Consider the following 21,370-nt stretch of genomic DNA (forward strand, 5'->3'; position numbering starts at 1 on the left):
ATGAAAGGATGTGAAAATGTGAAGAAACTAATCTGTGGTAAAGATATTGAAAAAGCAAAATCTGAAGGCACTAAAACCATCTATATTGATAAAAACACTATAGTTACACCATCGGCTAAGGATATGGCAAAGGCCTTTGGCATTGAACTTTCTTCTCAGTGTATACCTTGTGAAGTAAAGTCTGCTGTTAAAAATCCAGATGGGGGAAAAAATGAACTAGACTCAGATATGATTTACAATCTTTTAAAGGGTCTAATGAGTAAGGGGCTCCTTAATGAAGTTCTGGAATCACTTGCAAATCCAAAGCCTTATACCTGTGAGACTGCAGGAAATGGAGTTAAGCTTGTAAGGGGAGATTCAGTTAAATTCGATGTGTTTGATACAGGAAATCCAAATGCAAAGGTTAGCTATCAAGAACTTATAAGCAAAGAGGAATCCTCTATGAGTGCAGGGCTTCTAACAATTGAAAACTCAGAATTTGACTGGAATCTAACCTATGAAGAGCTTGATTATGTAATAGAGGGAACCCTTACTGTAACAATAGATGGCAAGACATTAACTGCAAATAAAGGAGATATACTTTATGTACCATCAGGCTCAAATGTAACCTGGGGATCTCCTGATAAGGCAAAGATATTTTATGTTACCTATCCAGCGAATTGGGCAGACCTACTTTAATATAGGGGATATTTTCAGCTAAAGCTAGGGAGGACTAATCAATGCAAGCACTTGGTTTTATAGAAACTAAAGGACTAATAGCAGCTATTGAAAGTGCAGATGCGATGTTAAAGGCTTCAAACGTCAAGCTTTTAGAAAAGCAGTACGTTGGAGGAGGTCTTGTGTATATCTCTGTAACAGGAGATGTAGGTGCTGTAAAAGCCGCTGTAGAAGCTGGACAAGCAGTAGTAAAACAAATAGATGAAAATCTGCTTATTTCACATCATGTGATACCAAGGCCTCACGGTGAAGTTCAAAATATTATTTTGACAGAAAAAAAAGAGTTTAATGAAGAAATTGAAATTGAAGAAGAAAAAAATCAACATATAGAAGTTGATAAAATCATTATAGAGACTAAGGAAGATATTAATCAAGGAAGTATAAAGGGAAAAGAATCTTTAGATAAAGCAGTACTTAACTATGGTATTGAAAAAATAATTCAAGTATTAAACAGCTTCAAGGTTGTGAGACTTAGAAATCTTGCCAGACAATACAAGGAATTTGGAATAATGGGAAGAGGAATATCTAAGGCAGATAAAAAGATGCTAATAGAAGAGTTTAGAAAATACTATGAAAATAGCTTATCAATATAAAAATATCAAAAAAGGAGGGGATTTAACTGGTAACTATAGATAAGGACCTACGTTCTGTTCAAGAAGCAAGAGACCTTGCAAGACTTGGAAAGATAGCTGCAAATAAAATAGCAACCTACACAAATGAACAGATAGATAAGATTTTGCAAAGCATGGTAAAAGCAGCCAAAGAAAATGCAGTCTGCCTTGCTAAAATGGCGGTTGAAGAAACAGGTTTTGGGAAGTTTGAAGATAAGACCTATAAAAACCATATGGCATCAGTAATGCTATACGATTCAATTAAAGATATGAAAACCATAGGAATAATAAATGAAGATGTAAACCAAAAAACAATGGAAATTGCAGAACCTATGGGGTTACTTATGGGAATTGTTCCATCAACAAACCCAACATCAACAGCGATATTTAAAGCTATGATAGCCATAAAATCAAGAAATGCAATAGTATTTTCCCCCCATCCATCTGCACTGAAATGTACTCTAGAAGCAGTAAAGATAGTTCATGATGCAGCAGTAGAGGCTGGAGCGCCAGAAAATATAATAAGCTGTATATCATTGCCAAGCATACAGGCAACAAATGAACTTATGAAACACAAGGATATTGCACTAATTATTGCAACAGGTGGGCCAGGGATGGTAAAGGCATCATACAGTGCAGGAAAACCAGCCCTTGGAGTTGGAGCTGGAAACTCTCCAGCATATATAGAGAGAACTGCCAACATTGAAAAGGCAGTAAGAAATATAATGGCAAGTAAGACCTTTGACAACGGTACAATATGTGCTTCAGAACAATCAATCATAGTGGAAGAGTGCAATCGTGATGCAGTAATAGCTGAGTTTAAAAAACAAGGTGGATACTTCATGACAAGTGAAGAAACATCTAAAGTTTGCAAACTATTATTTAAAGATGGCCATACTATGAATGCTAAATGTGTGGGAAGAAGTGCAGATGTGATTGCTAAGGCAGCAGAAATATCCATTCCAGAGGGGACTAGAGTTTTAATAGGAGAGCAGTGTGGAGTAGGTCCAGACTATCCACTTTCCTATGAAAAGCTAACAACCGTACTTGGTTTTTATACAGTAAAGGATTGGCATGAAGCTTGTGAGCTAAGTATAGAGCTTCTTCAAAATGGGATTGGACACACTATGAGTCTTCACACAGAGGACAGAGACATAGTCCTTAAGTTCACTCAAAAACCAGCTGCTAGAATCCTTGTTAATACAGGAAGTGCCCAGGGCGGTACTGGAGCCAGCACTTCTCTTATGCCATCCTTCACGCTAGGGTGTGGTACATGGGGAGGAAGCTCAACATCTGAAAATGTAACTCCACTTCACCTTATTAATATAAAAAGAGTTGCCTATGGAATCAAAGACTGTGACACCTTGGCATCATCTGACATTACATTTGACTATCCAGAGCTTAAAAAAGAACTAAGGGATGAAAAGCAAAATGGACAACCTTCTTTCTCTCTAAACTCTAACTCAGAAGGTGATTCTGATGAAAAAATGATGAGCTTAATCAATGAGCTTATTAAGGCAATGAAGGGAGCAAATTAAGATGGAGAATTTTGAAGCTGTCTTAAGTATGCTTATAGAAGAAGTTAAAAAAAATCATTCCATTGAAAAAAGCTGTAGTGATATAAACTCAATTCCAGTAGGTGTATCAAATAGACATGTTCATCTGTCTGCTGAAGATATGAAGGCACTGTTTGGAGAAAATCATGAGCTTGTAAAACTTAAGGAGCTATCTCAACCAGGTCAATATGCTTGTAAGGAAACTATCACAATCTGCGGTCCAAAAGGAGCGATAGAAAAGGTTAGAGTTCTTGGACCAACAAGAAACAAGACTCAGGTGGAGGTACTTCTTGGAGATTCATATAAACTTGGATTAGATATGCCAATAAGAATATCTGGTGACTTAAAGGGCACACCTGGAATCACTTTAGTTGGCCCAAAAGGGTCAGTTCAAATAAAGGAAGGGCTTGTTGTAGCTCAAAGACATATCCATATGAACTGTAAAGACGCCAAGCGTCTAGGAGTTGAAGATGGAGAAATAGTTTCTATAGAAGTTGATGGCGAAAGGGGCGGCATTTACAGTAATGTTGCAATTAGGGCAAATGACTCTTCTTTATTAGAGTTTCATGTAGATACAGAAGAAGCAAATGCAATGAATATCAATTCTTTATCAAAAATTAAAATAAAAAAATAAGGAGGAATAAGAAATGAAATATGATGCATTAGGAATGATAGAAACAAAAGGTTTAGTAGGTGCTGTTGAGGCGGCAGACGCAATGGTGAAGGCTGCTAATGTTTACCTTGTAGGTAAAGAGCAAATTGGCGGAGGACTAGTAACAGTAATGGTAAGAGGCGATGTAGGAGCTGTAAAAGCTGCTACAGATGCTGGAGCTGCAGCTGCTCAAAGAGTAGGAGAGCTAATCTCAGTTCACGTAATCCCACGTCCTCACGTAGAAGTAGAAGGAATACTTCCAGTTTCAAAGCTAGGAAAAGAATAATTAATTTTATGAAAAAAAGGGTAGATTAATTTCTACCGGTAGTGTAAAATAATTTGTGTTTTATCCTCTGAATTGGGATAATCATAAGAAAGTTTGATGATTGAAAGAAAAGTTTTAAGAGTTAAATATAATCATCAATTTAAAAACATTGAAACATAACGACAAATAGGCTGTCAAGAGGCTTCATTTCTTGACAGCCTTTTAATATAAAATTTAAATCTTTATTCTTCCTTCAAAATAGATAGCTAAGTGATTTAATATATAATCCCAGTTTCTAATTCTGGATGTCCATTTCGAAGTAGAATCCAGCATTGCAAGGTAAAGGCTCTTGGAAAGAGCAGTATCACTAGGAAATATAGATTTGCTCTTCGTTACCTTTCTAAGCTGTCTATTAAAATTTTCCATAGCATTTGTAGTATAAATTATGGTTCTAACCTCTTGAGGATACTTAAAGTAAGAAGAAAGATGAGCCCAATTACTTTGCCAAGAATTCACACAAGAAGGATACTTTTTATTCCATTTTTCAGAAAATACATCTAAATTATGTTCAGCCACATCAAGGCTAGTCGCCTTATATACATCTTTAAGATCTTTTACAAGTTCTTTTTTATCTTTGTAATTAACATACCTCGTAGAGCTTCTTATTTGATGAATTATGCAGCGCTGTATTTCCGTTTTAGGAAAGACAGCATGAATAGCATCTGAAAAGCCACTTAAACCGTCTATCGACGCGATAAGGATATCCTTAACCCCACGATTTTTAAGTTCATTAATTACAGTAAGCCAAAACTTAGAAGACTCATTTTCCCCAACCCACATACCTAAAACATCCTTATTTCCCTCAATATCTATCCCAATAATGATGTATACGGCTTTTTTAGCAATTACACCATCTTGCTTAACATTGTAGTGTATGGCATCTAAAAATATTATTGGATAGATCTCTTGAAGAGGTCTGTTTTGCCACTCAGTTATTGTAGGTAATATTTTATTAGTTATTTGAGATACAAGGCCTTCAGAAACAGAAAAACCGTAGATATCTTGAACATGCTTTGATATATCTCTTACAGTCATACCCTTGCCATACATGGAAATTATTTGCTCTTCAATGTGAGAAATATCAGTTTGATACTTCTTAACAACCTTCGGTTCAAATTCACCATATCTATCCCTAGGGACATTTATTGGAACAGCGCCAGCTTTTGATTTAAGAACCTTTGTACTGTAGCCATTTCTGGAATTTAAAGCCGCCTGAGGCTTATCTCCCTTAGGGTAACCAATTTGACTTTCAAGCTCAGTTTCAAGCATCTGCTCAATGGTTTCACCAAGCATATCCTTAAGACTTTCATAGATGTCTTCGACAGATTCAGGTTGATAAAGCTCAATAAATTTTTTAATAGCTTCCCTGCGCTTTGGATCTCTTTTGATTTTAGCCATAATTAAAATACCTCCAGATTGATTATATTTTATCTCAATCCAGAGGTATTATCATACACAAAATTATTTACAGTCTCAATCTACCCTTTTTTCATCTTTATATTCCTGCATCTCAATTTCCAAATTCTTAATATGAGTTACATCAGTTACAGTACCTATGACCTTATGAGGTTTTTTATCCTTTGTCCACAAACTTATCTTTCCTCTATCATGATACCATGAGTATCCACCGTCTTTTCTTCTAATCCTATAAAGGGCATCCCAGCTATCGGTAATCCCAAGAAGATGATTTTCCATTTTTTTCATTGTAGAATCATAATCATCTGGGTGTATCAAATCGCATACATCATATACATAAGTTGGAAACTCTTCTACTGTGTAACCAAGCATGGTAGCCTTTTTGTCAGAAAAAACAACATTTCCTGATTGGACATCATACTCCCACCAAGCTATATTTCCAGCATCTAGAGCCATACTTAGACGTGACTGAGCTTTATCCAGCTTTTTTTCTTGATTTTTCATAGTAGTAATATTTACAAATGTCAATATGATGCCATCTATCGAATTGTGTTCGGTGCGATAGGGCTTTAATCTAGCTAGCCATGTATTGTTATCTGAATCTATGATTTCTTTTTCTATACCCTCAAGAGTATCTAAAACCTTATTTAAATCCTCTAAAATACCTTCATAATTTTCCATAAAGGATAGATGAGAAATTGGCCTCCCTATATCAGAATCTCTGATATTAGTGATTTGAGAGACAATAGGAGTCACCTTTCTTATACATAAATTTTTGTCAAGGTATAAAGCTCCTGTTGAAGTATTTTTTATAAGGTTATTAAGGTCGCTGTTTAACTTGCTTAGTTCTTCAATTTTGTTTTGATATTCATTATTTACAGTATAAAGCTCTTCATTTACTGATTGGAGCTCTTCATTTGTACTTTGTAGCTCTTCATTTGCAGCAATCAGCTCTTCGTTTGAGGACTGGAGCTCTTCGTTTGAAGTTTCAAGCTCCTCTATTGTAGCCTGAAGACCTTCTTTAGCAAATACTAATTCAGATTCTAATTGTTTGATAAGATAGTTAGAATCCGATTTGTAATCCACAAGCTCTGATTTTGAAGAAGTCACATGTTTTTCTTTAATAAAACTTACTAAAAAGAAATTTGAATCATGGACTCTTAATGAGTATCCTTTTAATGTAAGCAAACTATCATCTGAGCGAATGATAGAAACTGTCTCAAAACTAGAGCCTGAATGCTTATTTGTTTTAAGCTTTCTCAGCAAATTATTTACAAATATAGAAAGATCTTTTTTCATATTTGAGTTAAGATTTTTAGAAAACCTCCCAGGCTGAGTCTCAAGGAAGCTAGATACATTATTAATCACATGTACAATATTATCATAGGAGTCAATGATAATAGATGGAGGCATACTCACAGCAAGTACACTAGAGAGTAGTCTGTCTATTTTTACTGATGGAGGATAGTCATTAAAACTATTTAATTTAGTATTTTTAAATAAAATATTATCTTCCTTTTGTATAACAGAAGGTTTTGAATCTATAGGATAGTATCCCCCTGTCTTTTGGAATATTTTCCATTTGAAGTCAATTGTTTTTAGTGCAGAGCTCATCTCTCCTATTGATTCGCTACTGCCTAAAAATAAAAATCCATTTGGAAGTAGTGAGTAATAAAAGTTTTCCAACACTTTTTGTTGTTTTTCGCTTTTAAAATAAATAAACAAATTTCGACATGTAAGAAAATCAAGCTTAGAAAAAGTGGGATCCTTAAGCACATTGTGATTAGCAAAAACAATCATTTTTCTAATTTTCTCTTTGATTATATATCCATTATTTTTCTTAACAAAATATTTTTGAACCAGAGACTGGTCTATATCAAGAAGTAGGTTGTCTAGATAATATCCATAGGCAGCAACTTCTAAGGCTTTTTTGTCCACATCTGTGGCAAAGATTTTAACATCACAATTTATATTGTTTTTTTCCAGATATTCAGAGATTAATATTGCTATAGAATACGCCTCTTCACCAGTAGAGCAAGCAGCAGTCCATACCCTTATTTGATTTTTTGAGTAATCGAGATTAGGGAGCACATTTTTGCTTATACTTTCAAAAGCCTCGGTATCTCGAAAAAAGGATGTTACCCCTATTAATAATTCTGATTTTAAAACTTCCTTTTCTTTATCAGATTTATTTAAAAAATCAATGTATTTTTCAAGTGTTGTGCAACGGGTAACCCTAATCCTACGTTCAAGTCTTCTGGATATAGTACTTTCTTTATAATGTGAAAAATCTATTCCGCTATGATTTCTAAGAATCATATTAATTTTAGATATTCCATTCATATTTACAGAAAAGGTACTATCTGTAGAGAAATTATCAGAGAAAAAATTAGCCTGGGTATAGCTTAAAAGCTCTTTAGATATGTCCTCTGGAGATAGGACATAATCGACAAGACCTGTAGAAATGGCGCTTCTTGGCATTCCGTCAAATTTTGCGGTATTTTCATCTTGAGCGATGGTGATACCACCAGCTTCTTTGATAGCTTTTATTCCTAAGCTGCCATCGCTTCCTGTTCCAGAAAGAACTATTCCAATAGAATGACTTCCCTTATCCTTTGCCAAAGATCTAAAGAAAATATCAATAGGAAGCTTTAAAGAAGCATTTTGACTTTGGCTTTCTAAAATGAGTTTTCCATCAAATATAGAAAGATTTTTTTGGGGAGGGATAAGATAGATATTGTTAGGACTAGTAACCATTCCATCTTCAGCAACCTGTACAGGGATTGAGGTATGTTTTGAAAGAAGCTCCCTCATGAAGCTTTTGTAATCAGGAGAGAGATGCTGGATTACTATAAAAATCAGACCTGTCTCTAGGGGCATGTTTTTAAAGAGTGTTTCAAGGGCTTCAAGACCACCTGCTGATGCTCCAATGCCTACATAATATTGTGAATTAGAATTATTCATGTCTCACCTCATTTAAGATATTGTGAAAAGTTAACGAATTAAATAAATTATAATGTATTATTTTAGCATTAATTAAACAAAAAGGTATCACATATTCCTAATTTATGACATAATTAATTATACTCAAAATGTAAAGATTTTGTCTTAAGTTTATAAAAATAACTTTTAAAAAATCAAGTGAGGTTGATATGGATATTTTACAAAACTTTAAACTAACTTTTTATAACTACATAGGAAATCAACTTCTAAAAACTAAGTTTTCTAAGCTGCTTTCTAGTTTTGAAGGAATATATTTGGGAGATAGTCCAGAAACCAGCGAGATATCTATAATAGACTCACAAACGTTTTTAGAAAGCCCATATGCCTACAGTGAGCCATTTGAAGCCACATTGATTGTAGTGCTCAAAGAAAATGCAAAAGATAAGGATCTTATATTGGAAAAGGGAGGAGACTTTTTTTTATATGAAGATTCTTCTGAATCTGAGATAAGCCATAGATTAGAAATAATTAAGGAATACTTTAGTTATAAATATCAAGCTCAGCTATTGCAAACTATATTTCATAAAGCTGAAAACTCTATCGTAATAACCGATAGTTGTGGTGTGATAAAATACGCAAACCAGTACTTTATTTCCATAACCGGATATAGAAAAGAAGAGTTAATTGGAGCAACTCCTGTTCATATCAAAAGCGGTCTTCATGATGAAGCATTTTATAAAAATCTTTGGTGTGATTTGAAAAAAGGTAATGGGTGGAGCGGGATATTTGTAAATAAAAATAAGAATGGTAAATTATTTTATGAGGAAGCAAATATAACACCAATCTACAATAATGTGGGAAAAATCATAAGCTATCTAAAAATAGGAAGAGTTGTAGAAAGAGAGAGACTGCTCTCAAATGAGCTCAATAAGGAAATAAAAAAAGCCAAGGATATGATAGCATATATGCTTCCTATCAAATATAAAGATGAGAACCTTTCCCTAAACTCAAGGCTAAAGGCATACAATTATTTAGGAGGAGATTTTATAAGCTTTAATAAAATATCCTCCTCTAAATATATACTAAGCCTTATAGATGTAATGGGGCACGGAGCCTCTGCGACAATGATTGGTCTAAAAGCAATATCAGTTTTTCAGACTGCGATTTTTTATGAATCTATGACCAAAAGTATTTCCATGGTCAATGATGTAATCCTTGACATCAATAAGGATGAATATTTTATTACAAGATATATTTCTGGAGTTTTTATTGAAATAGACCTTGAGAAAAAAGTTATTAACTATATAAGCGCGGGGCATCCAGATTTTTATGTCAGAGACTCTAGTGGCTTAGTATCATATTCATCGAATAATATGATACTAGGAATAGCAAAATCCACTTCATTAAGAGTCAATACCATACCAATTAAGGATTCGAAGTATATATATGTCTACTCTGATGGTCTAATAGAAAACGGCAAAAATAATTTGGATTCTCAAATCGAAAATCTTGAAAATATAATATTTGAAGCAGAAAAAAATAAAGAACGATTTTTAAAAACCATTTTAAATAAAGCTATAGGTGATAGCGAAATTGATGATGATATCACTATGGCTATTTTGGAATTTAATTATTCTTTATAAAAACCATTCTTACAAAAATATTTTGGTCCTTTTCATATACATTAGAAACTGTTTTTAGACTTACTGATTTTTGATTTAGGTTAAATAGCAAGTCTTTACTTATATTATTCTCTGTTTTTTTAAATTCCTTAAAAAGGAAATAATAATCATCCTGAGAATCCTCAGAGACAAGCTCGGATAGGGTATGGTTAAGTACATCTGATATATCAAGATTGAGCATATCAAGAAGTGTTGAGTTTACTCTGACAACTATACCATCCAAATCACATATTGCATATCCAACTGGCGCTTCGTCGAATATAGAATAAAAATGACTTTGTTTATTTTCAAGTTCTCTTTGTATTCTTCGAAGCTCTTCATTTTGAATCTCAAGTTCTTGGTGAAATATGCTAACCTCTTCTGATATTATATCCATAAGCTCTGGAGAAAGATGGTTATTTTCATCTCCTAGGTCTTTAATTATATTCATTAATCTGGATTTAAATCTTTCAACTTTCACTTAATCACTTCCTAATTTATATTTCATCATTATATTGAGTTGTCCAACTTTACTTAAAAAATTATAGTTATATATTACCATAATGGCATGTGTTTTAGCCCTAGGAAATATTTTTGTTAGTTTTTAAGAAGCGATTTTTTGAACTTTATTAGCTTATCATACCGCCATCTATTACCACTGTAGTTCCTGTAACATACCGTGCATCATCAGAAACTAAAAAAGCTACAAGTTTACCTATTTCTTCTGGCTTACCTACCCTCTTTAAAGGGATAGATTCAATTAGTTCTTTGGTTTGCTCAGAAGGGTCTTCAAGCATATCCTTTGTCATAGCTGTCTCTATCATACCAGGGCAAATCGCAATAGCTCTGATACCATCAGGACCATGCTTGGTAGCAGTATCACCTGTAAGACCTATAACTCCATGTTTTGAAGCCGTGTAGGCAGGACTTGCTGTACCTCCTCTTAGACCAGCTATAGAAGCTATATTTATAATTACCCCATATTTATTTTCTAACATATTTTCAAGGGCATATTTAGTCCCCAAAAATACCCCTTTTAGATTTACGCTAATTATCTTATCAAAAGCCTCTTCATCAGTAGTAGGGAAGGTTTCTTGACCATCAAATATACCTGCATTATTTACAAGGATATCTATTTTCCCGTATTTTTCTATAACCTTAGATATTGCTTCCTTAAAAATCTTAGCATCTGAAACATCAGCTTCGAGAGAAACTCCTTTTCCACCATTTTCCTCTATCATACTTAGGGTTTTATCTCCCTTTTCTTTAGTACGGTTCAGTATAGCTACTACTGCTCCTTCTCTTGCAAGTTCTAATGCAATTTCCCTTCCGTTTCCCGAGCCAGCTCCAGTTACTATAGCAATCTTATCATTTAACTTCATGAAAATAGTCTCCTTTCTTCAAGCATAAAAATAGTTAACCTTCCTTATATAGTCTACCCTCTATACACTTTCTTACTCATAAATGAGAAAATCTGTAAAAATTCCTTTAATGATATTTTGTGAAAATTAATCCCCTTTGGGTATAAAAATAGTGATTGCTTTATAAATGAGGGGGATATTATGAATATTTTTAGATACTTAAATGCAAAAGGAGCTAAAATTCCAAATCATAAAGAACTGACCAAGGATTTAAAAGTAGAGGTGCTTGAACCGCCAAAATATCTTTATTATCCGATGGCAATGCATATAGGCAAGCCTTCAAGGCCTGCAGTTAGGGTGGGGGATAAGGTAAAGATTGGAACACTTCTTGGGGAAATAGAAGAAGGACTTTCTGCAAATATACATTCTTCAGTGTCAGGACAGGTGGTTTCAATTGGAGAGGACGAAGCCTTTAGAGGAAAGGGAAAATCCATTGTTGTAGAAAATGATTTTATGGATGAAAAGAAAAAATTAGAACCACTCTCTGAAACCATAACTCCAGAAGAATTTGCAAAAAGGCTTGAGGAGGCTGGAATCACTGGAAAAGGTGGAGCTGGATTTCCAGCTCATATCAAATATGATATGGAAAAGCATGAAACCGAATATTTGGTGATAAATGGAGCTGAATGTGAGCCGTATTCTACTACTGACCACAGGGCTATGGTGGAATATGCAGATGAGATAATAGAAATTACAAGTCTTATAATGAAGATTTATCACATTGATGAATCTTATATAGCAATAGAAGACAATATGAAGGAAAGCAAGGAAGCACTTGACAAAGCAATTATAAAAAAAGATGCGAAAAATATAAAGGTACACGAGCTTCCAGCTGTATATCCTCAAGGTCACTCTGCCCTTCAAATTGAGCAGGTCCTTGGCATTGAGATTAAAGAAGGAGAGCGCTCTGGAGATGTGGGAGTCCTTCAGTCAAATGTATCCACAATAAAAGCTATTTATGATGCAGTATTTAAAGACGACCCTCTTTATAAAAGAATAATAACAGTGACTGGTCCTATGATTAAAAATCCTAAAAATCTTATGGTAAGGATAGGGACGAAAGTAGAGGATATAGTAGAAAAATGTGGTGGGTTTAATGAAGGGGAGAGGTTAAATATCAGCGGAGGGCCAATGATGGGCAAGTCCTTTGATGACCTTTCCCTTCCAGTAGACAAGGATACTACAACCCTACTTTTTCTAAAAAAACACCTTATAGAAGAAGAAAAGCCCTGTATCAGATGTGCAAAATGTATATTACACTGCCCAGTTAGTATTCAGCCTATAAGAATCAGTAATGCATATAGAGAAAGAGAATATCATCTTGGAAAACCCCTCAAATCTGAGTCCTGTATAAACTGCGGAACTTGCAGTTATATATGTCCATCAAAGATAAATCTTCTTGATGACATACAGAAACTAAATAAAGAGCTGGAGGAAAAAGATGATGAGTAAAAAATTTAGCCCACCTTTTATAAAATCAAGTTTCACTAGCAGAAACATAATGCTGGATGTAATCATAGCCCTTGTCCCTGTATCGATGATGGCTGTAATAAATTTTGGGATAAGAAGCCTTATGATGATAGTCCTTGGAGTAGCCTCAGCTGTTTTTTTTGAATATGCTTATCAAAAGACCATGAAAAAAGAAGTTACTATAAATGACCTTTCTGCTGCAGTCACAGGTTTACTTTTGGGACTAAGCCTTCCATCTACTGCTCCACTTTGGGTAGTAGTGTTTGGAACAGCAGTTGCTATACTTTTTGTTAAACAGCTTCCTGGGGGAATAGGAAAAAACACCTTAAATCCAGCTGTTTTTTCAAGGGTACTTATAAAAATCCTATTTACACCTCAAATTACAAACTGGGTGCTTCCTGGTCCAGATGCGGTATCTGCTGCTACACCTCTTAGCTTTATTGGAAATGGAAGTAAAAGTATTCCAGCTATGGCCCCTTCTTTTTATGATGTGTTTATGGGAAATATAGGTGGAAACGTGGGGGAAATGGTAAAATGGGCAATAATCCTAGGATTTGCCTATCTTGTAATTCGAAAAGTCATCGATTTTTGGATTCCAGTAGCAACCCTTGGTGGTCTTTTTCTTACTACCCTTTTGTTTGGAGAATCTGACTACAGCTTTGCTCTTTATCACGTGCTTTCCGGAACTGCCATGTTTGCAGCTGTGTTTATGGTTACTGACTATACATCTGGTCCTCTCAACAAAAAAGCCAGAATATATTATGCTTTAGCTATAGGGATACTTACAGGAATCATTAGATATGTTTTTGATCTTCCAGGAGGGATTGGTATTGCAATGCTCACTATGAATCTAATGGCTCCTATCCTCGATGCTGTATGCACACCACGAGTTTTTGGTCACAAGGGAAGAATCATTCCTTTATCTGCTGTATTTAGAAGGTAAAAATCTAAAAATTATATTTTATCAGAGAATCAGCTGGGTTAAATAATGTCATATGCAAAATACGTATTAAACAACTAAAATCAAAGCATATAGTTCGTGATAATACGAATTATATGCTTTATTTTTTTATAAAATATTTAGAAAAACCCTTGATTTATAAAAAAAAATCATTTAAAATATACATGTAGATACGAACTATATTAATACAATTTTACAAATCATACGCAATTATTCTTAGGAGGTTTAGTTTGATGGATATGGCAACTAAAGGCAATGTGGGTCTTTTAGAGAGAACCTTTAAGCTTTCCCAGCACGGCACTGATGTAAAGACAGAAATTTTAGCAGGTATTACAACTTTTATGACTATGGCTTACATACTTGTGGTAAACCCTCTTATCCTTGCAGATGCAGGAATGGACAGAGGAGCAGTATTTGTTGCAACAGCACTTTCCGCTGCGATTGCTACTTTTATTATGGGATTTTTAGCTAACTATCCATTTGCACTTGCACCTGGTATGGGGCTTAATGCATTCTTTGCATACACTGTAGTACTTACAATGGGATATACATGGCAGTTTGCTCTTGCAGCTGTTTTTATAGAAGGAATAATCTTCATCATACTTACATTTTTTAATGTCAGAGAAAAAATAATAGACGCCATACCAATGGGCCTCAAAAACGCAGTTAGTGCCGGTATAGGTCTTTTTATAGCTTTTATAGGACTTGCAAATGTAGGACTTGTAAAGTCAGGAGGAGCAATCCTTGAAATCGGAAACCTTAGAGATCCTCTAGTAGTACTTACTCTTGCAGGGCTTGTACTTACAGCTGGTCTTCTTGCTAGAAACATAAAAGGAGCTTTCCTTGTAGGTATGCTTGTAACTACAGCAATAGGTATGGGAATTGGAATAGTAGCACTTCCTCAAGGATTTATCGCTGCTCCTCCATCACTTTCTCCTATATTTGGAGCACTTTTCCAAGTTGAAACTGCTAGCATATTTAGCATCCAAATGGTAATAGTAGTATTTACATTCCTATTTGTAGATTTATTTGATACAGTTGGTTGTCTTGTAGGACTTGCAGCTAAGACAAAAATGCTTGATGAAAACGGAAAACTTCCAAAGGCTAAGCAAGCACTTTTTGCTGATGCGGTTGGAACTACAGCAGGAGCTATACTTGGTACATCTACAGTAACTACATATATCGAAAGTGCATCTGGAATGACTGAAGGAGGAAAGACAGGACTTACAGCTGTTGTTACAGGAATCCTGTTTTTAGTATCACTGTTCTTTGCACCTATATTCACTGCAATACCATCTCAGGCTACATCACCTGTACTAATACTTGTTGGAGTGCTTATGGCTTCATCAATGCTTGAAATAGATTTTCATGATATGACAGAGGCTATACCAGCGTTTCTTACAATAATCATGATGCCCCTTGCTTACTCTATAGCAGAAGGAATCATGTTTGGAGTAATATCTTTTGCTGGAATTAAGCTTCTTGCAGGAAAAGGCAAGTCAGTTACCCCTGCTCTTTATGTCCTTGCAGTAGTATTTATATTCAAGATAGTTGTTGCAGGATAGTACAATTAAATATATGACCCGCTTATTTAGTAAAATAAGTGGGCTTTTTTTTACAATAAAGTATGAAATTATCCATTTTAGTTACCCTTTTAAGGAGTGGTTTTATGAAAATAAGAGTAATTATATCATCAGAAAAAGAAAAAGAGATAATGCTTGGAGCAAAAGAAATCACAGATATAATGGGTTTTGATATTGGTTATACGGATATAGGAGGCTCTAGTTTCGAGGATTTAAAAAATGAAATACTAGAGTGGGAAAAAGATACAGAAATATATATAGTGACAGCAGCAGAGAATCTAGAACTTCCAAAGCTGATTGCTCAAAATACAAAAAGGCCAGTGATTGCAGTACCTATAAAAACAGAAAAATATAAGTCACTTGAGCTGCTTGAGAGTGTAGTAAATATGGGAAGTGAAGGCCCATACTGTACAGTCGCTATAAATGGAGCTGCAAACTCAGCACTTCTTGCCTGTCAGATGATAGGAGCAAAAGATGAAAAAATGTACGAAAGACTTGAAGAATATAGGGAAGAACTAAAAAATATGGTAGCTGAAAAAGAAAGACTTCTCCTTGAAAAAATCTCAGCTGTATAAAAATATCGAAAAGAAAAAAGCATTAGGTCGTATTTTATGAATTATAAATTGGAGGCTAATTATGAAAATGCTTTATGAAGGCAAGGCAAAGCAAGTTTTTTTAACAGATAAAGAAGGGGAATACATCGTTCACTTTAAAGATGATGCAACAGCTTTTAACGGAGTGAAAAAAGAAAAGATAACGGGAAAAGGCGAGCTAAACAACGCCATATCATCCCTTATATTTGAGATGCTTGAAAAAGAAGGAATCAAAACTCATTTTATAAAAAAGATAAACTCAAATGATATGCTGGTAAAAAAGGTAAATATACTACCCCTTGAAGTAATCATAAGAAATCTAAGTGCCGGGTCACTTTCCAAAAGACTTGGTCTTGAGGAAGGGATAGAGTTTGAGGAGCCTGTATTTGAACTTTGCTACAAAAGAGATGACCTAGCAGACCCTATAATAAATGACGACCATGCAGTGATACTTGGCCTTGCATCAAGGGTAGAAATAGAGCAAATCAAAAAAGAAACCCTAAAGATAAATGAACTACTAAAGACATTTTTCCGAAAAGCAAATCTAAGGCTTATAGATTTTAAGATAGAGTATGGCAGGACAGATGATGGAGAGCTTCTTCTTGCAGATGAGGTTTCTCCTGATACATGCAGACTATGGGACATACATACAAATGAAAAGATGGACAAGGATAGATTTAGAAGAGATTTGGGATCTGTTATAGAAGCATATCAAGAAGTATTAGAAAGGATAAAATAAAATGTGCGGAATAGTAGGAGTATACTCAAAAGAACCTGTAGCAAGAGATTTATTTTATGGACTAAACACCCTTCAGCATAGAGGACAGGAAAGCTGCGGACTAGCAGTATCCCATGGAAAAGATATGCACTGCCACAAAGGTATGGGGCTTGTTCAGGAGGTATTTAGAGAAGATATTTTAAAAACCCTTACTAAAGGAAATGTAGGAATAGGACATGTAAGATACTCTACAGCAGGAGGAAGTACTGAGTTCAATACCCAGCCACTTCTTGGATTTTCCAAGGGAAATAGAGTAGCAATGGCCCACAACGGAAATCTTATAAACAGTCAGCTACTTAGGACTAGACTTGAAGAAGACGGGATGATGTTTCAAACAACTATAGATTCCGAGGTAATACTCTACCTGATATCAAGATATTATAACGGAGATATGGTAGAAGCTGTTGAAAAAACAATGTCCTATATCAAAGGGGCATACTCGGTTGTAATACTTATGGAAGATACCCTTGTGGCCTTTAGAGATCCATACGGGTTTAGACCTCTTGTGATGGGAAAAAGGGGAGACGACTATATATTCGCATCTGAGACAGGAGTTATTGACGTACTTGGAGGAGAGTTTGTAAGAGATATAGAGCCAGGAGAGATAGTGATAGTCAAAGATGGAGAAATGAAGACTCATATCACTTCGCAAATAGCACCAATGTCATCTTGTATCTTTGAACATATATATTTTGCAAGGACAGATGCCATACTTGATGGCGTAAATACCTATGAATTTCGAGTAAAGACAGGAGAAATCCTTGCAAAAGAGCATAAGGTTGATGCAGATATAGTAGTTCCAGTTCCAGATTCAGGATGGCCAGGAGCCATAGGATTTTCAAAAGAATCAGGAATTGAAGTTAAAGAAGGACTTGTAAAAAATAGATATATGGGAAGAACATTTATAAAGCCTACCCAAAAAGAAAGGGAAATAGCTGTAAAACTAAAGCTAAACCCTATAGCTCAGGTAGTAAAAGGTAAAAAAGTGGTACTAGTGGATGACTCTATAGTAAGGGGAACTACATCAAAGAGACTGATACAAAGTATTAGAGCAGCTGGAGCAAAGGAAGTTCATATGAGAATCACATCCCCACCAGTTACTCACCCTTGTTACTTTGGAATAGATACCCCAAGAAGGAAGAGCCTTATTGCAGCAAATAGCACAGTAGAAGAGATAAGAGAAGAGATAGGAGCAGACTCACTAGGATTTATATCGATAGATGGACTAAGAGAAGCAGCAGGAAAAGACTATAAATTCTGTAAGGCCTGCTTCGACGGAGAATATCCCTTGGACCCATGCGTCCTCTAACCCGAGCCACGGGGACGTATCTAGTGTCCCACTCACCCGAGACAAGGGGACGTATCCATTGTCTCGCTTAAAAAGTTTTGAATTTTACACCTAGGAGGGTTTTTATATGGATAAATTAACATATGCTCAGTCTGGAGTAAATATAGACGAGGGAAATAGAGCTGTAGAGCTTATGAAGGAAAAGGTTAAATCTACTTATACAGACGGAGTAGTAGGAGATATTGGAGCTTTTTCAGGAGGATTTTCCCTAAAGGCATTTATGAATATGGAGGAGCCTGTGCTATTATCTGCCACAGATGGAGTAGGGACTAAACTCCTTGTTGCCCAGATGATGGATAGCCATGCTACAGTTGGACAAGACCTTGTGGCAATGTGTGTGAATGACCTTATATGCCAGGGTGCAAGACCCCTATTTTTCCTTGACTATATAGCAACAGGAAAAGTAAGTGCAGAGAAGGTAGCAGGCATAGTTGCAGGAATTGCAGATGGATGCAAGATGGCAAACTGCGCATTAATCGGTGGAGAAACTGCTGAAATGCCAGATCTTTACAAAGAAGATGAATACGACCTTGCAGGATTTGCAGTTGGGATAGCAGACAAAAAAAAGCTTATAGACGGCAGCAAGGTAAGTGAAAAGGACGTGATTGTAGGCCTATCATCAAGCGGAATCCATAGCAACGGATACTCTCTAGCTAGAAAGCTTTTCTTTGACAAGCTAAATCTAAACCTTGATGACCAGTTTGGAGAAGCAGGGAAAAAAATAGGAGATATGCTTCTTACACCAACTAAAATATATGTAAATACGGTTATGGAAATTTTGGAAAAATTCGAAGTGAAGGGTATAGCTCACATCACAGGAGGAGGACTTCTTGAAAACGTACCAAGAGTACTAAATGATGACCTTGATGCCCATATATACAAAGATTCTTGGGATATGCCAGATATATTTCAGGGAATAATAGACCTGAATATGATAGAAGAGGAAGAGCTTTACAGAAGCTTTAACATGGGAATAGGAATGGTTCTTATTGCCAGCGAAAGTGATGCCCAAGGAATATTTGATTTAGTAAACAGCAAAAAAATAGATCAGGCTCATATCATAGGTACGATAGAAAAAGGTTCAAAAAAGGTAGTGTTAAAATGAAAATCTGCGTAATGATATCAGGTTCAGGAACCAACCTTCAGTCCCTTATAGATGCTAGTAAGGAAGGATTCTTTAGATCCAAGATAGAGCTGGTAGCATCAAACAAAGAGAATGCCTATGGACTTGAAAGAGCTAAAAATGAAGATATAGAGACCTATATTATAAAGTCAGAAGAAGAATTTATAAATAAACTTCAGGAAAAAGATATAGACCTTATTGTAATGGCAGGGTATTTAAAGGTTATAGGAACAGACCTTATAGAAAAATATAAGGGCAGAATAATCAATATCCACCCATCCCTTCTTCCAAGCTATGGAGGAAAAGGGATGTATGGTCTTAAGGTACATGAAGCTGTGCTTAGAAATAATGAAAAGATTACAGGAGCAACAGTTCACCATGTCACAGAAGATGTAGACGAAGGACCAGTTATAATAAGCGAATCGATTTATATAGATTATGAAAAAGTGAAATCCCCTGAAGACCTTCAAAAAGAGGTACTAGAGATAGAACACAACATACTGAAAAAGGCGATTAAGCATTTAGAAAAACTTTAAAAAATATGAGGTGGTTATTTTGAAAAAGGCACTCTTAAGCGTTACAGATAAAACAGGTATAGTAGAGCTTGCCCTTGAACTTGAGGAGATGGGGTATGAGATAATATCAACAGGTGGGACACTTAATGTAATACTTGAAGGTGGAGTCAAAGCAAGATCAATAGATGACCTTACTAAATTTCCAGAAATCCTTGATGGAAGAGTAAAAACACTTCATCCAAAGGTACACGGCGGAATACTTTTTAGAAGGGATGAGCAGAGCCACGTAGACACAGTTGCTGAGCAGGGAATAGACCCTATAGATATGATTATTGTTAACCTTTACGACTTTGAAGGAACATTAAAAAGCGGAAAGACCCATGAAGAAATAGTTGAAAATATAGATATCGGCGGCCCAAGCATGCTAAGGTCAGCTGCAAAAAACTATAAGGATGTTGCAGTAGTTACAGACCCAAGGGATTATGTGGAAATCATTGGAAGACTAAAAACTGGAACCCTTGATGAAAACTATAGGAGAACCCTTGCATACAAAGCATTTTCAATCACAGCCTACTATGATTCGATGATAAGCAGATACTTTGCAGGCCTTGAAAATGACGTATTCCCAGAGAAGATTACCATAGGGCTTTCAAAGGATGGAGACCTGAGATATGGTGAAAATCCTCATCAAAATGCAGCATTATACAGTGATAGCTTCACTAAAAACCTAATGAGCAATATGGAGCAGCTTCACGGAAAAGAGCTTTCATTTAACAACCTAAATGACTTAAACACTGCCCTTGAACTGGCGGCTGAATTTGAAATGCCAGCTGCAGCGGTAATAAAACACGCCACACCTTGCGCAGCTGCCTATGGAGAGACTGCCTATGAAGCATTTACAAAGGCCTATGAAGCTGACAAACTTTCAATATTTGGTGGAATTGTTGCCATCAATAGGGAAGTGGATGAAAATACTGCAAAGGTAATGAAGGACATATTTTTAGAAATAGTTGCCGCACCATCATATACTGATGAGGCCATGAAAATCCTTACTGAAAAGAAAAACCTAAGAATACTTAAAATAGATTTTAATGCATCTTCATCAGAAAAAGATATTAAATTCGTAAACGGAAAAGTATTAGTTCAAGACAGTGATAAAAAAGAATTTGAAAAATTTGAGACAGTTACAGATATGTCTCCAACAGTAGAGCAGAGCAAGGATATGAAATTTGCGATGGCGGTTTGTAAGCACGTTAAATCAAATGCAGTGGTTATTGCCAAGGATGGAGCTACCCTTGCCATAGGCGGAGGACAGACATCTAGGATTTGGGCCCTTCAAAATGCAATTAGAAATAGCGAAGGAAAAAGCTTTGAAGGTGCAGTTCTTGCATCGGATGCATTTTTCCCATTTGATGACTGCGTAAGACTTGCAGGAGAGCACAAAATAAAAGCTATAATCCAGCCTGGAGGAGCAAACAAAGACAGTGACAGCATAGATGCCTGCAATGAACTAGGTCTAGCTATGGTATTTACAGGAACAAGACATTTTAAGCACTAGGGACAAGGGACAAGGGGACGTATCTATTGTCCCACTTAACAAGTAATCCATACTAAAACTTTCTAAAATTTACTGGAGTAAATTCAATAAACTAGATTTTGAAAAGTCGCTTAAATCAATGGCTGCAGCATTTTGCAAC

Annotated in this window: 18 protein-coding genes and 1 pseudogene; 15 read left to right on the forward strand and 4 right to left on the reverse strand. The window is 35.6% G+C overall.

Going from position 1 to position 21,370, the window contains the following annotated elements:
* Nucleotides 1-18: 18 nt before the first annotated feature.
* The 5 genes and pseudogenes from J2Z35_RS04380 to eutM all read left to right on the forward strand — a co-directional run bounded on the left by J2Z35_RS04380 (nucleotide 19) and on the right by eutM (nucleotide 3,822).
* Nucleotides 19-678: a cupin domain-containing protein gene (locus J2Z35_RS04380; protein WP_209659804.1), complete on the forward strand. Its 660-nt coding sequence runs from the start codon at nucleotides 19-21 to the stop codon at nucleotides 676-678.
* Nucleotides 679-719: 41 nt separating this feature from the next.
* Nucleotides 720-983 (forward strand): annotated as a pseudogene (locus J2Z35_RS14925) (BMC domain-containing protein); the annotation flags it as partial.
* Nucleotides 984-1,345: 362 nt separating this feature from the next.
* Nucleotides 1,346-2,866, forward strand: coding sequence for an acetaldehyde dehydrogenase (acetylating) (locus J2Z35_RS04390; protein ID WP_330623381.1), 1,521 nt, complete (start codon nucleotides 1,346-1,348; stop codon nucleotides 2,864-2,866).
* A 1-nt stretch (nucleotide 2,867) separates the two neighbouring features.
* The gene (locus J2Z35_RS04395; RefSeq protein ID WP_209659807.1) at nucleotides 2,868-3,518 is read left to right on the forward strand and encodes a phosphate propanoyltransferase; all 651 of its coding nucleotides are present in this window, start codon (nucleotides 2,868-2,870) and stop codon (nucleotides 3,516-3,518) included.
* Between the two features lie 13 nt (nucleotides 3,519-3,531).
* Nucleotides 3,532-3,822, forward strand: coding sequence for an ethanolamine utilization microcompartment protein EutM (gene eutM, locus J2Z35_RS04400; protein WP_209659809.1), 291 nt, complete (start codon nucleotides 3,532-3,534; stop codon nucleotides 3,820-3,822).
* A gap of 213 nt (nucleotides 3,823-4,035) precedes the next feature.
* Here the strand turns inward: eutM and J2Z35_RS04405 are convergent, their stop codons facing one another.
* Nucleotides 4,036-5,259 carry an IS256 family transposase gene (locus J2Z35_RS04405; protein WP_245330755.1) on the reverse strand — a complete coding sequence of 408 codons (1,224 nt, stop codon included), beginning with the start codon at nucleotides 5,257-5,259 and terminating at the stop codon, nucleotides 4,036-4,038.
* 75 nt (nucleotides 5,260-5,334) lie between these two features.
* Nucleotides 5,335-8,241 (reverse strand): chemotaxis protein CheB, encoded by a 2,907-nt coding sequence (locus tag J2Z35_RS04410; protein ID WP_209659811.1) that lies wholly within the window; start codon nucleotides 8,239-8,241, stop codon nucleotides 5,335-5,337.
* Between the two features lie 188 nt (nucleotides 8,242-8,429).
* Between J2Z35_RS04410 and J2Z35_RS04415 the strand changes: the two genes are divergently transcribed.
* Nucleotides 8,430-9,863 carry a SpoIIE family protein phosphatase gene (locus J2Z35_RS04415; RefSeq protein ID WP_209659813.1) on the forward strand — a complete coding sequence of 478 codons (1,434 nt, stop codon included), beginning with the start codon at nucleotides 8,430-8,432 and terminating at the stop codon, nucleotides 9,861-9,863.
* Here the strand turns inward: J2Z35_RS04415 and J2Z35_RS04420 are convergent.
* Both J2Z35_RS04420 and J2Z35_RS04425 read right to left on the reverse strand, forming a co-directional pair.
* Nucleotides 9,847-10,362 (reverse strand): PAS domain-containing protein, encoded by a 516-nt coding sequence (locus tag J2Z35_RS04420; RefSeq protein ID WP_209659814.1) that lies wholly within the window; start codon nucleotides 10,360-10,362, stop codon nucleotides 9,847-9,849. The genes J2Z35_RS04415 and J2Z35_RS04420 overlap by 17 nt on opposite strands.
* 148 nt (nucleotides 10,363-10,510) lie before the next feature.
* Nucleotides 10,511-11,263 (reverse strand): SDR family NAD(P)-dependent oxidoreductase, encoded by a 753-nt coding sequence (locus J2Z35_RS04425; protein WP_209659816.1) that lies wholly within the window; start codon nucleotides 11,261-11,263, stop codon nucleotides 10,511-10,513.
* Nucleotides 11,264-11,443: 180 nt separating this feature from the next.
* Here J2Z35_RS04425 and rsxC point away from each other — a divergent pair, with 180 nt between their 5' ends.
* From rsxC to purH, 9 genes are all read left to right on the forward strand, one after another.
* Entirely contained in the window at nucleotides 11,444-12,754 is a 1,311-nt protein-coding gene (gene rsxC / locus J2Z35_RS04430) for an electron transport complex subunit RsxC (RefSeq protein WP_209659818.1), read from the forward strand.
* Entirely contained in the window at nucleotides 12,744-13,715 is a 972-nt protein-coding gene (locus J2Z35_RS04435) for an RnfABCDGE type electron transport complex subunit D (RefSeq protein WP_209659820.1), read from the forward strand. Before rsxC ends, J2Z35_RS04435 begins: the two co-directional genes overlap by 11 nt.
* A 251-nt stretch (nucleotides 13,716-13,966) precedes the next feature.
* On the forward strand, nucleotides 13,967-15,298 hold the full coding sequence (locus tag J2Z35_RS04440; protein ID WP_209659920.1) for an NCS2 family permease: 1,332 nt from the start codon (nucleotides 13,967-13,969) through the stop codon (nucleotides 15,296-15,298).
* A 104-nt stretch (nucleotides 15,299-15,402) separates the two neighbouring features.
* Nucleotides 15,403-15,891 (forward strand): AIR carboxylase family protein, encoded by a 489-nt coding sequence (locus tag J2Z35_RS04445; RefSeq protein WP_209659823.1) that lies wholly within the window; start codon nucleotides 15,403-15,405, stop codon nucleotides 15,889-15,891.
* Nucleotides 15,892-15,952: 61 nt separating this feature from the next.
* Nucleotides 15,953-16,648, forward strand: coding sequence for a phosphoribosylaminoimidazolesuccinocarboxamide synthase (gene purC, locus J2Z35_RS04450; protein ID WP_209659825.1), 696 nt, complete (start codon nucleotides 15,953-15,955; stop codon nucleotides 16,646-16,648).
* A gap of 1 nt (nucleotide 16,649) precedes the next feature.
* Nucleotides 16,650-17,996 (forward strand): amidophosphoribosyltransferase, encoded by a 1,347-nt coding sequence (purF, locus tag J2Z35_RS04455; protein WP_209659827.1) that lies wholly within the window; start codon nucleotides 16,650-16,652, stop codon nucleotides 17,994-17,996.
* A gap of 106 nt (nucleotides 17,997-18,102) precedes the next feature.
* Nucleotides 18,103-19,140: a phosphoribosylformylglycinamidine cyclo-ligase gene (gene purM, locus J2Z35_RS04460; RefSeq protein ID WP_209659828.1), complete on the forward strand. Its 1,038-nt coding sequence runs from the start codon at nucleotides 18,103-18,105 to the stop codon at nucleotides 19,138-19,140.
* On the forward strand, nucleotides 19,137-19,694 hold the full coding sequence (gene purN, locus J2Z35_RS04465) for a phosphoribosylglycinamide formyltransferase (RefSeq protein ID WP_209659830.1): 558 nt from the start codon (nucleotides 19,137-19,139) through the stop codon (nucleotides 19,692-19,694). Before purM ends, purN begins: the two co-directional genes overlap by 4 nt.
* A gap of 16 nt (nucleotides 19,695-19,710) precedes the next feature.
* A complete protein-coding gene (gene purH / locus J2Z35_RS04470) occupies nucleotides 19,711-21,231 on the forward strand; it encodes a bifunctional phosphoribosylaminoimidazolecarboxamide formyltransferase/IMP cyclohydrolase (RefSeq protein WP_209659922.1) in 1,521 nt (506 codons plus the stop codon).
* The last annotated feature ends 139 nt before the right edge of the window (nucleotides 21,232-21,370 follow it).

This window comes from Acetoanaerobium pronyense (assembly GCF_017874355.1).
Classification (GTDB): Bacteria; Bacillota; Clostridia; order Peptostreptococcales; family Filifactoraceae; genus Acetoanaerobium; species Acetoanaerobium pronyense.